The following is a 13,071-nucleotide window of genomic DNA, read 5'->3' on the forward strand; positions in this document are numbered from 1 at the left end:
GCCGGGCGGTCGCGGCCGGGGTACGCCGGGACTAACCTTCCCCGCATCAGGAGACGCAGGTCACGCGACGAAGGAGTCACCGCATGAGCGAGGCATTGGCCAACTTGCTGAACGAGACGCGCCAGTTCCCGCCGCCGGCTGAACTCGCCGCGAACGCCAACGTGACCGCCGAGGCGTACGAGGAGGCGGCCGGTGACCGGCTGGCCTTCTGGGAGCGCCAGGCCGGCCGGCTGGCCTGGGCCCAGCCGTGGGAGCAGGTGCTCGACTGGTCGAACGCCCCGTTCGCGAAGTGGTTCACCGGGGGCAGGCTCAACGTGGCGTACAACTGCCTGGACCGGCACGTCGAGGCGGGCCTCGGCGACAAGGTGGCGATCCACTGGGAGGGCGAGCCGGGCGACACCCGTACGGTCACCTACGCCGACCTGCACCGGCTCACCTGTCAGGCGGCGAACGCGCTGACCGAGCTGGGCGTGACCGCCGGTGACCGGGTGGCGATCTACCTGCCGATGATCCCGGAGGCGGCGGTGGCGATGCTCGCGTGCGCCCGGATCGGCGCCACGCACAGCGTGGTGTTCGGCGGCTTCTCCGCCGACGCGCTCACCAACCGGATCCAGGACGCCAGCGCCAAGGTGGTGATCACCGCGGACGGCGGCTTCCGCCGGGGCAAGCCGTCGGCGCTCAAGCCGACCGTGGACGAGGCGGTGGCGAACTGCCCGTCGGTGGAGCACGTGCTGGTGGTCCGGCGTACCGGTGAGGAGGTCGCCTGGTCGGCGAAGGACCACTGGTGGCACGAGACGGTGGAGACGGCGTCGCCGGAGCACGAGGCGCAGGCGTTCGACGCCGAGCACCCGCTGTTCATCCTCTACACCAGCGGCACGACCGCCCGGCCGAAGGGCATCCTGCACACCACCGGCGGCTACCTGACCCAGACGTCGTACACCACGCACGCGGTGTTCGACCTGAAGCCGGAGACGGACGTCTACTGGTGCACCGCCGACATCGGCTGGGTGACCGGGCACTCCTACATCGTGTACGGCCCGCTCTCCAACGGCGCCACCCAGGTCATGTACGAGGGCACGCCGGACACCCCGCACAAGGGCCGGTTCTGGGAGGTCGTCGACAAGTACAAGGTGACCATCCTGTACACCGCGCCGACGCTGATCCGCACCATGATGAAGTGGGGCGAGGACATCCCGGCCGGGTACGACCTGTCGTCGCTGCGCCTGCTCGGCAGCGTCGGTGAGCCGATCAACCCGGAGGCGTGGATCTGGTACCGGCAGCATGTCGGCCGCGGCGAGCTGCCGGTGGTGGACACCTGGTGGCAGACCGAGACCGGCGCCATCATGATCTCGCCGCTGCCCGGCGTGACCGAGGCGAAGCCCGGCTCGGCGATGAGCCCGCTGCCCGGCATCGTCGCCGACGTCGTCGACGACCAGGGCCAGTCGGTGCCGAACGGCGGCGGCGGATACCTGGTGCTGAAGGAGCCGTGGCCGTCGATGCTGCGGACGATCTGGGGCGACGACAACCGGTTCCTGGAGACGTACTGGTCCCGGTTCGGCGCCGGCGCGAACACCGGCGACGAGTGGGTCTACTTCGCCGGTGACGGCGCGAAGAAGGACGACGACGGGCACATCTGGCTGCTCGGCCGGGTGGACGACGTGATGCTGGTGTCCGGCCACAACATCTCCACCACGGAGGTGGAGTCGGCGCTCGTCAGCCACCCGTCGGTGGCGGAGGCGGCGGTGGTGGGCGCGACCGACCCGACCACCGGCCAGGCGATCGTCGCGTTCGCCATCCCGCGCGGCAGCGCGGAGATCTCCGGTGACGCGGGCGAGCAGCTCATCGCCGAGCTGCGCAACCACGTGGCGAAGACGCTCGGCCCGATCGCCAAGCCGCGGCAGATCATGCTGGTGCCGGAGCTGCCGAAGACCCGCTCCGGCAAGATCATGCGCCGGCTGCTGCGGGACGTGGCGGAGAACCGGTCGCTCGGTGACGTGACCACGCTCCAGGACTCCTCGGTGATGGAGTTGATCTCGTCGGGGATGAGCGGCGGGAAGTCCGACGAGGACTGACGTCGACTGACGACGAGGGGGCGGGCCGCCGGGCGGTCCGCCCCCTCGTCGCATCCGGGATCCGCGCCGGTCGATCGGGGGATCCGGGACTGACCTGATCGGCCAGAGGGCCTGATCAACTCTGTCGATGTCGCTCGTCGTCGGTTACGTTCAGCCAGCCGGCGGATTTCGACGAGCGTCACTGAGACGGCCGGTCCCTCACCATTCCCTACGAACGGAGTGGCATGCTCCCCATGTCGCAGCACAGGGCACGGCGACGCTTACTCGTCGCACTGCCCGCCATCGCGCTCGCGGCCACGTCGCTGACCGTGACGGGCAGCGCGGCGGCTCAGCCGGCCCGGTCCGCACCGGTCACGATCGGGGCGGACGAGCACTACATCAACTACGCCGAGCCCGAGGTCCAGCCGGACACCGGCGGCAAGGAGGTCAAGGGCCGCGACGGCATCTTCTCCTCGCCGGCGGACGAGGCCCGCGCCTACGACCGCAAGTACGCCGGGGGCAACCCGATCGCGGCGCGCGAGCTGGCCAAGCTGGAGGCCAAGTCCATCCGGACCGGCCAGAGTCCTCGCAAGATCAAGAAGGCCAAGAGTACGCAGACCGCCAAGCTGCTGACGCTGCTCGTCGAGTTCAACGACAACGCCAACGACGACTTCACCAACGTGATGGTCCCGAAGACGGTGTTCGAGGACCGCACCTGCGTGCCCGGCACCGTGCAGAACGGGCCGCGGCACAACACGATCCCGAACCCGGCCACGCTGCCGCACAAGGACAACAACTCGATGTGGGTGCCGGACTTCTCGCCGGCCCACTACGACAAGATGCTGTACAGCAAGAAGGGCATCACCGAGCGGGTCCGCAAGGACCTGAAGGGGCCGGACGGCAAGCCGGGCATCAGCCTCGCCGGGCGGACCATGCACAACATGTACCTGGAGATGTCAAAGGGCGCGTACACCGTGGACGGGCAGGCCAGCCCGTGGATCACGGTGCCGCACTCGGAGGGCTGGTACGCCGCCTCGCGCTGCTTCCAGGACGAGAACGGCAACTGGGTCGCCGGGCGTGAGCAGTCGATGAACGGCCACCCGGACAACCCGCAGGGTGCCGGCCGGCTCGCCACCGACGCGATCGACGCGCTGGCCGCGTCCGACCCGGACTTCCCCTGGGCCGACTACGACATCGAGGACCAGAGCGACCGCGACGGTGACGGCAACTTCCACGAGCCGGACGGCGTGATCGACCACCTGGTGCTGGTGCACGCCAACCAGGGCAAGTCCCGGGGTGGCGGCGACGTCGGCATCTACTCGGTCTGGGCGCACTCCTCGACCGTTGCCGGTGGCTACACGATCCCGGGCACCAACCTGAAGGTGTCGAACTACATCGTGCAGCCGGAGGACGCCGGCGTCGGCGTCTTCGCCCACGAGTTCGGGCACGACCTGGGTCTGCCGGACCTCTACGACACGTCCGGCAACGCCGACTCCGACGTGGACTTCTGGGACCTGATGGCGTCCGGCTCGCACTCCGGTGAGATCTTCCAGGCGCTGCCCACGCACATGGGCCTCTGGGACAAGTGGGTGCTGGGCTGGGCCGAGCCGAAGACGTTCGGGCCGGGTGACCGGTCCAAGCTGGTCAACCTCGGGCAGACGTCGCGTACGCCGGTCGGCACCGAGGACGGCATCAAGATCGACCTGCCGGACAAGGTGATCTCACTGGCGACGCCGCACAGCGGCTCGAACATGTGGTACTCCGGCGCCGACCAGAACTGGGCCGACGTCAAGCTCAGCCGCACGGTGACCGTCCCGAACGCCGCGGACGCGAAGTTCTGGATGTGGAACAACTACGTCATCGAGGCGGACTGGGACTTCGGCTTCGTCGAGGTCTCCACCGACGGCGGCGCCACCTGGAGCGAGCAGAAGGTGTACGCCGAGGGCGGCGCGCTGGTCTCCACCAACGACGGCTATGCCGACCCGAACGGCCGCATGGTCGACTTCGGCAACAAGAAGTACGGCCTGACCGGCAGCACGAGCGGCTGGCGGCACGACTACGTCGACCTGTCGTCGTACGCCGGGCAGACCGTGCAGGTGCGGCTGCGTTACGCCACCGACGAGGCGTTCGTGGAGCGCGGCTGGTTCGCCGACGACTTCTCGGTGACCGGCGGCGGCGCCACCACCTGGAGCGACGACGTGGAGAGCGGCGCGGCGGGCTGGACCCAGACCGGCGGCACCTTCACCGACACCAGCGGCGCGGGTTGGTACATCGACTCGGGCACCCAGGTGAAGTCGCACTACTACCTGGCCGAGTGGCGTAACTTCGACGGCTTCGACAAGGGCCTGAAGTACACCTACGACACCGTCTACTCGCACGAGGCCTGGAAGGTCGACCGGATCGCGTACAACGCGCCGGGCATGCTGGTCTGGTACCGGGACACCCAGCTCGGCGACGTCAACCACGTCACCGCGCAGATGACCGCGCTGCCCAGCTACGGCGCCAAGGGCGGTCTGCTGATCGTCGACTCGCACAACGACCCGCTGCGCCGCAAGGGCGTCGCGGCCGAGAAGGACCCGTCGGTGCTGAAGAACCTGCCCAGCCGGCCGCAGTCCTCCAACGCCGCGTTCGGCCTGAAGCCGACGTACCCCTTCAAGGAGTGCCTGGAGGCGGCGGACGAGCCGTACAGCGAGTACTGCACGAAGTTCGGCCCGCAGGCTCCGGTGCGTGGCTTCACCGACGCCAAGGGCTGGTACCCGGGCATCGAGATCCGTGACGGCGCCGCGTACTCGCGGGACAACGACGCCTCGGTGGTCGTCCCGTCGCGGGGCAACCAGCAGTACACCACCCGGGTGGTGAACCCGGACGGCACTCCGGCGACGGACTACTACGGTTCGACGCTGGGTGGCGGGGCGATCGTGCTCGGCACCGGCAACCCGGGTGACGCGGGCGTCCAGTACGGCGTCTCGATCATCATCAAGCGGGCCGCCAAGGACAACTCGTACGCCCAGGTGTACGTGGTTCCGCCGCGCAACTGAACGGTACGGTCAAACCGGAACCGGAATGACCGAAAAATGATCTGAACGGTATCGATGGGGGAAGGGCCGGGAGCGTGAGCGCTCCCGGCCCTTCCGCGCGACGGCTTATCCATGACTGTCACTGCACTACATGATCCACGCATCGCTGCTGGTCAACGGCTCGGTGACGGCACGGCGTGTGACGGCGGAAAGCATCCCCAACAAAAAGTTGCTACAAATCGACGCACACATCTTCCCACCAGTCGCAGCAGTGTCTATGTTCACCCTTGGTCCCACTAGTGGGACGTTCCACCGGCCCGTACCCCCAGTTGGGCCGGTTCCCTCACACCGGAGGTACCACGTGCGCAAAGTCGCAGTGGGTCTGCTCGGGCTTTCGCTGACCGCGACGGGGCTGATGGCAGGCACGTCCGCCAGCGCCGCGCCGACGCCGAAGCTGCCGGCCGCCGCTCCGTCGGTGGCCGAGCCTGCGCAGGCTGAGCACGACCTGCCCAACCCGCTCGAGGAGAAGCGGCGCGCGCTGCGCCAGGAGGGCCTGAGCGAGGTCCTGTCCGGCAGGGCGAAGGCCGAGAAGATCAACGGCAGCACGGTCGTCAAGGTCGGCGAGCGCGCTGCCGGAGGCCCCTCGGCGGGCAGGTCCGCCAAGAGCACCAAGGCCGGCAAGGGTCCGGTCAAGGACCAGTACGTCGAACTCTCCCGCAAGCGGACCGACAAGATCTTCGTCATCCTCGCGGAGTTCGGCGACGAGCGGCACCCGAACTACCCGGACCAGGACACCGACCCGGACACCCCGGGCCCGTCCCGCTTCGACGGTCCGCTCCGCAACCAGATCCCGCAGCCCAACCGGGCGGTGGACAACTCCACCGTGTGGCAGGCCGACTACAGCGCCGACCACTACCGGCAGCTGTACTTCGGCACCAACCCGGGTGACGAGTCGCTGAAGCAGTACTACGAGGCCCAGTCCTCGGGTCGGTACAGCGTCGACGGCGAGGTCACCAACTGGGTGAAGGTTCGGTACAACGAGGCCCGCTACGGCCGCTCCGGCGGCTACCCGTGCGCCTCGAACGTCTGCACCAACACCTGGGCGCTGGTCCGCGACGCCGCCAACCAGTGGGTCGCCGACCAGAAGGCGCAGGGCCGCTCCGACGCGGAGATCGCCGCGGACGTCAAGGCGATGGACGAGTGGGACCGGTACGACTTCGACGGCGACGGCAACTTCAACGAGCCGGACGGCTACATCGACCACTTCCAGATCGTCCACGCCGGCGGCGACGAGGCCGACGGTGACCCGTACCAGGGTGAGGACGCCATCTGGAGCCACCGGTGGTACGCCTTCGCCAGCGACCAGGGCAACACCGGCCCGGAGAACTTCCCGGCCGGCGGCACCCAGATCGGCAACACCGGCGTCTGGATCGGTGACTACACCATCCAGCCGGAGAACGGTGGCCGGAGCGTCTTCTACCACGAGTACGGCCACGACCTCGGTCTGCCGGACGACTACAACGTGGTCAGCGGTGGGGACAACAACAACGAGCACTGGACCCTGATGGCCCAGAGCCGGCTCGGCGCCAAGAACGACGGCGGCATCGGCGAGCGCGGTGGCGACCTCGGCGCCTGGAACAAGCTCCAGCTCGGCTGGCTCGACTACGAGGTCGTCGTGGCCGGCCAGAAGCGCACCCTGGAGCTGGGCCCGCAGGAGTACAACTCCAACAAGGCCCAGGCCGCCGTGGTGGTGCTGCCGCAGCGGGAGTACACGTTCCAGAACGGCAAGCCGTTCGAGGGTACGAAGCAGTTCTTCTCGGGCAACGACGACGACCTGAACACCACGATGACGCGCACTGTCGACCTCACCGGGAAGACCAGCGCCGCGCTGTCGATGAAGGGTCGCTACAGCATCGAGGCGGACTACGACTACCTGTTCTTCGAGGCGTCCACCGACGGTGGCCAGACCTGGACCTCGCTGCCCGGTACGGCCAACGGCACCCCGCTGAAGGAGATCTCCCCCGGGCGCTACGCCCTGGACGGCTCCAGCAACAACCAGTGGGTCGACGTCAACATCCCGATGGACGCGGTCGCCGGCAACGTCGTGCAGTTCCGGCTCCGCTACCAGACGGACGGCGGTGTCTCCGAGGGCGGCTTCTACGGTGACGCGATCACCGTGACCGCCGACGGTCAGACCCTCCTCACCGACGGCGCCGAGGCCGGTGCGAACGGCTGGACCCTCAGCGGCTTCAGCATCGTCGAGGAGACCTACACCCGTAAGTTCGACAACTACTACATCGCCGGCAACCGGTCGTACGTCTCGTACGACAAGTACCTCAAGACCGGCCCGTACTTCTTCGGCTACGCGAACACCCGCCCGGACTACGTGGACCACTACGCGTACCAGGAGGGTCTGCTGATCTCCTACTGGAACCTCCGGTTCGCGGACAACGACACGTTCGCGCACCCGGGTGAGGGTCGGAACATGATCATCGACGCGCACCCGCGGCCGATCTACAACCTGACCGGGGCGCCCTGGCGGGCCCGCGTCCAGGTCTACGACGCGCCGTTCAGCCTGAAGAAGGCCGACTCGTTCACGCTGCACCTCAACAGCCAGCCGCAGTACATCCGCGGCCAGGCGGCGCAGCCGCTGTTCGACGACACCAAGCAGTACTGGTACCCGGAGCTGCCGAACCACGGCGTCAAGCTCCCGGCCACCGGCACCAAGATCAAGGTTCTGGAGCAGAACGGCACCTCGTTGAAGGTCCGCTTCTCCTGATCCACTGATCGACGCACCACACGATGCCCGGGCGGTTCACCCGCCCGGGCATCGCCCTTTCCGGGAACCCGGCGTACCCCGCCCGCGTCCCATCCGTGCGACACCCGCACCACGCTGCCGGCCGGCCCGCGACGGGCTGATCGCCGGCGCGGCCGAGACGGAGGATCCGTGTCCGACGACCACCAGCCGGCCGCGAGCGGCCCCGCCTCGCCCGCCGGTCGCCCCACCCCGCTGTCCGCGACCGACCTGCCGACGCTTCGGCGGCCCGCCGGGCCGCCGAAGACGCCGACCGACAACCGGCCGACAGGCGTCGTCGCCGGCTGGATCACCCGGGGCGGCTCCGGGCCGTGCTACGGGCTGATCGACGAGAACGGCACGGAGTACGCGGTGTACGGCCCGAACGCCGGTGAGCTGCGCAAGGGCGACCTGGTCACGCTGCGGCTCACCGCACGGGACCGTTCCGTCGACTGCGGACCGGGCATCCCCATGCGGATCATCGAGGAATGACAGCCCCGATGCGCGGTTCCGGGTGACCGCCCGGAGAAATCCCTGATCCTCGTCACCTGCGGGTCCGGTGGGCGAACGGCGGCCCTAGGCTGTGCCCCATGACCGACCAGCGCGGCGGACCCGTCGACGACTCCTGCGTCCTGCCCGAAGGGCCGTGGACGCACCGGTTCGTCGGCGCCAACGGCAGCCGGTTCCACGTCGTCGAGGCGGGCACCGGTCCGATGGTGCTCTTCCTGCACGGCTTCCCCGAATACTGGTACGCCTGGCACGAGATGCTGCCGGCGGTCGCCGACGCGGGCTTCCGGGCGGTCGCGGTCGACCTGCGCGGTTACGGCGCGAGCGACAAACCACCCCGGGGGTACGACGGCTACACGCTCGCCGCCGACGTCGCCGGCCTGATCCGCGCACTCGGTGAGCGGTCGGCCACCGTTGTCGGCACCGGCGCGGGCGGGCTGATCGGCTGGACCGCCGCCTCCTTCCACCCGACCCTGGTCCGGCGGCTCGTGGTGCTCGGCGCGCCGCACCCGCTGCGACTGCGCGCGGCCATCTTCGCCGACCCGCGCGGCCAGTTCACCTCGGCCACCGCGACCCTGAAGTTCCAGCTCCCCCGCTACGAGCACGTGCTGACCCGCGACGACGCCGCCGAGGTGGAGGAAATCCTGCGCCGGTGGGGCGGGCCGCGCTGGGTGTCCGGCCCCGACTTCGCCGACTACGCGCACTGCTGCCGGGTGGCGATGCAGATCCCGCAGGCCGCGTTCTGCGCGATGGAGGGCTACCGCTGGGCGTTCCGCTCGGTGCTGCGGCTGCACGGCTACCGCTTCGTGAAGCTGATGCAGAAGCCGCTGGTCACGCCGACCCTGCAACTGCACGGCGCCCTCGACCGGGCCTCGCTTCCCCGTACCGCTCAGGGCTCCGGCCGCTACGTCACCGCCCCGTACGAGTGGCGGCTGCTCGACGACGTGGGTCACTTCCCGCACGTGGAGGCACGCGAGCTGGTGCTCGGCGAGATCCTGCGCTGGGCGAAGTCCTGACTCAGACCCGCTGCTCGCCCAGGTCGGCCACCTCGGCCGCCGGCGCCCAGCCCTGGTAGACGCCGAAGTCGAACGCCTCCAGCCCCATCGCCTCGGCCACCGGCCAGCGCCCACCGGTGTACTCCAGCCGCAGCCACCCCTCGTGCTCGGCCAGCACGATGAACGGCTGTCCCTGCCAGGTGCAGGTGGTCCGCACGTACGCCAGATCGTCGACCTCGGCGGCCGGCACCACCCGGACGTACCGGCCGGGGCGTACCTCGGTGAATCCCTCGTCCGGGCCCGGCTGGTACAGGCGGATGTCGTCGCCGTCGGGGCTGGCCTGGTACTCCCGGCCCCGCCAGCGGGCCACGTAGCCGTCGCGGGTCACGCCTCGGCCGCCTTGCGCCACAGCAGCTCGTCGGTGTCCAGGACCGCGACCAGCCTGCTGTCGCCGTCCGCACCGACCCGCCACAGCTCGGCGCCGTGCGGGAGCCGGGCGCTGTCCACCTTGAACTCGGCGATCACGTCGCTGCTCTCCCCCGGCGCGAAGCCGTTGCCGCGGAACGGGGGCCGCTCGATCACCCAGCCCTCCATCGCCCGCATCGCCGCCTCGTTCGGGCCGCCGTACGGGATCCGGTAGAGGCTCGGCCGGTAGGCGGGCCAGCGCAGCAGGTAGATCTCCTCGTCGTCGGGGGAGAACGGCGAACCCGGGTGGCCGAGCCCGAGCGCGCCGTACAGCTCCGCCGGGGTACGCAGATGCGCCAGCTCCCCGGCCCGGTGCACGAACCCGGAGACCCGGTCGTAGCCACGCTCCAGGTAGTACGCGAGCTGGCTCGCCGCGATCACCTTCTGCATGGTCACCGGCCGGTTCGCGGCGATGGTGGGCGCCTCCGGGCGCTGTCGTTCCGCCGGCTGCGGCGCGGCGGCCGGCTCCGGGTCGTCGCCGAGGCCCACCTCGGCCGCCCAGTTGGCGAGCGCGAGGACCTGCTCCCCCGGGTACGTCGCACCGACCGGGCTGCCCGGGTTCACCCGGAACGACCAAGCCACGTCCGGCCATCTGCGGATGAGCTGCACGAACTTGACCCGTACCGTCTCGATCTGGCCCTCGGTGTGCTCGGCCAGGCGTTCCGGCGAGGTGTAGACCGAGACGCACCGCTCGCCGTCGACCTGGTCGGCGTGCCAGACGAAGCCGCTGTCGCCCGGCCGGCTGCCGGCGACCGAGTCGGGCGCGACCGGCAGCAGCACCCGGGCCAGCAGCAGGGTGGTGAGGAAACCGTCGGTGCTGCCGCTGCCCGCGGCGGCCAGCAGCTCCTCCTCGACGTCGTTCGCCGGTACGAACTCGGCGGCCGGCGGGTCGTCTGTCGTGGCGGGTGCCGCGGGCTCCGCCGTCGGCGGGGACAGCGCGACGGTGGCGTCGCTGGACGCGAACAGCGACGTGGTGACCGGTTCGTCGTCGCTTGTCGGCGGCTCGAAGAGGGAGACGGTCGGCTGCTCTGCCGGAGCGGGATCGGACAGCGGCGTGGTCGGTGCGGGGTCGAACAGCGAGACGGTCGGCTCGGCCGACGACGACGCGAACAGCGGTGCCGTGGCCTCCTCTGCGGGCGCCGACGACGCGAACAGCGGCGCCGTGGCCTCGCCTGCGGAGGACGACGGCTCGAACAGCGACGTGGTCGGCTCGGACGCCGAAGCAAGTGGCGCCGTCGGCTCGGCCTCAGCCGGCGACGTGGACAGCGGCGCGGTCGGCTCGCCCTCAGCCGGACCGGACAGCGGCGCTGTCGGCTCGGCCGGCACCCGGTCGAACAACGAGACCGTCGGCTCGGCCGACGACGACGCGAACAGCGGTGCCGTGGCCTCGCCTGCCGAGGACGACGGCTCGAACAGCGACGTCGTCGGCTCGGATGCCGACGCGAGCGACACCGTCGAGTCGTCGGGCTCCGAACTCCGGTCCGGCGCGCCGAGGTGGGTCGGCGCCGGCTCGGCGAGGTTCACCGTGTCGTCGGCGACCGGCCGGTCCACGGAGAGCGGCATCGTCGGGTCGGCGGTGCCGGCCCAGGGCGCACCCTCGGCCGGTTCCGCACGCACCGGGCTGGTCGGCTGCGCGGACCGGACCGGTTCCGGCTCGGTCAGGTCGCGGGCCTCGATGACGGTGCCCTCGATGACGATGGGTGTGAAGTCGCGGCGCGACGTGGGCGGCGCGGACACCGGTTCGGCGATCGACGGCGGCAGTTCCTCCACCGGCTCGTCGATCGTCTCCCACCGCGCGGTGTCGCCCTCCGTGCTGCCCGGCGCGGCTCCCCACCCGTCGGCAGTGGCCGGTCCGGCGTGCGCGGCGGCCGGTCCGGCCTGCGCCGCAGCGGCCGGTGCGGTGTGCGCAGCCGGGGCCGGGCCGGTGTGCCGCCGGGGCAGCGCCTCGGTCGCGTCCTCGGACGGGCGGGTCGGCCGGAACGCCTGGGTGGCCTCCTCCGACCGGGGCACGGTCGACGGCTCGTCCGTCCGTGTCGGGAAGGCCTGGGTCGGCCCCTCGCGTACCGGCTCGTTCAGCGGCCGCCGGCGCGGAAACGGCTGTCCGCCGGCGAACCGGGTCGGCGGGGCGGCACGCTCACCGGCCCGGCGCGACGGGTCCAGCGGCGACGGGCGACGGGCCGAGCGGCCGCCGGACGAGGGCTCGAAGAAGGAGCGGGCCGGCGGCGGAGCGGCGGCGGCCGGTGGCTCGTCGGCGGGTGCCGCCGGGGCGGCGGCGAACGGGTCCGGCTCGTCCGGGCGGCGGCGCAGGTCGGTGAGCCAGCCGTCGAGGGCGTCCGTGTCCGGCTCGGCGCCGGGAGCGGTCCGGCTCGGGACGTCGCCGGCCGGCCCTCGGCGGCGGGGCGGCATGGTGGGCAGCCGTCGCCCCAGGACCGAGGCGGCCCGCATCGGCACCGTGGGCGGCTCACCGGCCTCCGTCAGCCGCTCGTCCCGGCCGGGCGAACCGGCGAACGGCGGCACGGCCGGGGGCGGCATCGCGGGTGGCGGCACGGCCGGTGGCGGAACAGCGGCCGGCGGGACGGCGGCATGGGGCACCGGCGCGGGCGTGACGACGGCCGGGGGGACGGGGACGGCAGGCGGGCGGGGCGCGGCCTCGGGCACCGTGTTCCGGGCTCCCCGGGTGGCGTTCTCCACCCGTTCCAGCCGGGCGCGGGCACCCATGGTGCGGCCGGGGAGGCGGACGTCGCCCCGGGAGAGCTGAGCCACGTACCAGGCGGGCAGGTAGCCCTCGATCGGCAGGCCGGGATTGACCGCCAGCCACCACTCGGGGTTGGGCCAGCCGGCCGCCAGATCCGGGTAGGGGACGCGGCGGGTGGCACCCGCGTTCTCCCCCAGGCTCGCGCGCAGCGCGGCGACGGAGGTGAAGGCCAGGACGTGGGTACGACCCCCGGCGGTCCAGGTGCCCCACCCGGCGGACGGCCCGCTCGCGATCGGAAGCAGGAGATCGACGCGGGTCAGCACGCGGAAGTACTGCTGCTGGTCCTGCGCGCGCAGCGCATCCCGCATCGCCACCTCGGCCTCGGTGGCCGGCTCCCATCCGGTCACGGCCACCTCTCCTTCCGCGAACAGGCCACAGGCATCGCATACAACCTACAAGGTGGCGGCAAGATCAGGACTTCTGCCCATCGACGGGCGGCCCCGGAGTGAGCGAAGCGCTAACATCCCGTTCCGGAGCCGACACGCTA

General features: G+C 71.1%; 7 protein-coding genes. 5 read left to right on the forward strand and 2 right to left on the reverse strand.

Annotated features, from left to right (window positions below; genetic code table 11):
• The first annotated feature begins 83 nt into the window (after positions 1 to 83).
• The 5 genes from acs (at position 84) to SM452_RS14100 (ending at position 9,385) form a co-directional block, all read left to right on the forward strand.
• Positions 84 to 2,072, forward strand: coding sequence for an acetate--CoA ligase (gene acs / locus SM452_RS14080; protein WP_463840067.1), 1,989 nt, complete (start codon positions 84 to 86; stop codon positions 2,070 to 2,072).
• 233 nt (positions 2,073 to 2,305) lie between these two features.
• A complete protein-coding gene (locus SM452_RS14085) occupies positions 2,306 to 5,089 on the forward strand; it encodes an immune inhibitor A domain-containing protein (protein ID WP_463840068.1) in 2,784 nt (927 codons plus the stop codon).
• A 355-nt stretch (positions 5,090 to 5,444) separates the two neighbouring features.
• On the forward strand, positions 5,445 to 7,847 hold the full coding sequence (locus tag SM452_RS14090) for an immune inhibitor A domain-containing protein (RefSeq protein ID WP_463840146.1): 2,403 nt from the start codon (positions 5,445 to 5,447) through the stop codon (positions 7,845 to 7,847).
• 168 nt (positions 7,848 to 8,015) lie between these two features.
• A complete protein-coding gene (locus tag SM452_RS14095; RefSeq protein ID WP_135242910.1) occupies positions 8,016 to 8,354 on the forward strand; it encodes a hypothetical protein in 339 nt (112 codons plus the stop codon).
• A gap of 98 nt (positions 8,355 to 8,452) precedes the next feature.
• Positions 8,453 to 9,385, forward strand: coding sequence for an alpha/beta fold hydrolase (locus SM452_RS14100; RefSeq protein ID WP_396882036.1), 933 nt, complete (start codon positions 8,453 to 8,455; stop codon positions 9,383 to 9,385).
• A gap of 1 nt (position 9,386) precedes the next feature.
• Here SM452_RS14100 and SM452_RS14105 read toward each other — a convergent pair whose 3' ends face one another.
• Both SM452_RS14105 and SM452_RS14110 read right to left on the reverse strand, forming a co-directional pair.
• The gene (locus SM452_RS14105; protein WP_114919301.1) at positions 9,387 to 9,752 is read right to left on the reverse strand and encodes a hypothetical protein; all 366 of its coding nucleotides are present in this window, start codon (positions 9,750 to 9,752) and stop codon (positions 9,387 to 9,389) included.
• Positions 9,749 to 12,931, reverse strand: coding sequence for an SseB family protein (locus tag SM452_RS14110; protein ID WP_463840069.1), 3,183 nt, complete (start codon positions 12,929 to 12,931; stop codon positions 9,749 to 9,751). The genes SM452_RS14105 and SM452_RS14110 overlap by 4 nt, the downstream gene beginning before the upstream one ends.
• Positions 12,932 to 13,071 lie beyond the last annotated feature (140 nt).

It is taken from the genome of Micromonospora sp. SYSU B005, from assembly GCF_055362685.1.

Bases quoted from the DNA above. Each gene is read 5' to 3' on its own strand.
- acs (WP_463840067.1), top strand. From the start codon at position 84: ATGAGCGAGGCATTGGCCAACTTGCTGAACGAGACGCGCCAGTTCCCG.
- SM452_RS14085 (WP_463840068.1), top strand. From the start codon at position 2,306: ATGTCGCAGCACAGGGCACGGCGACGCTTACTCGTCGCACTGCCCGCC.
- SM452_RS14100 (WP_396882036.1), top strand. From the start codon at position 8,453: ATGACCGACCAGCGCGGCGGACCCGTCGACGACTCCTGCGTCCTGCCC.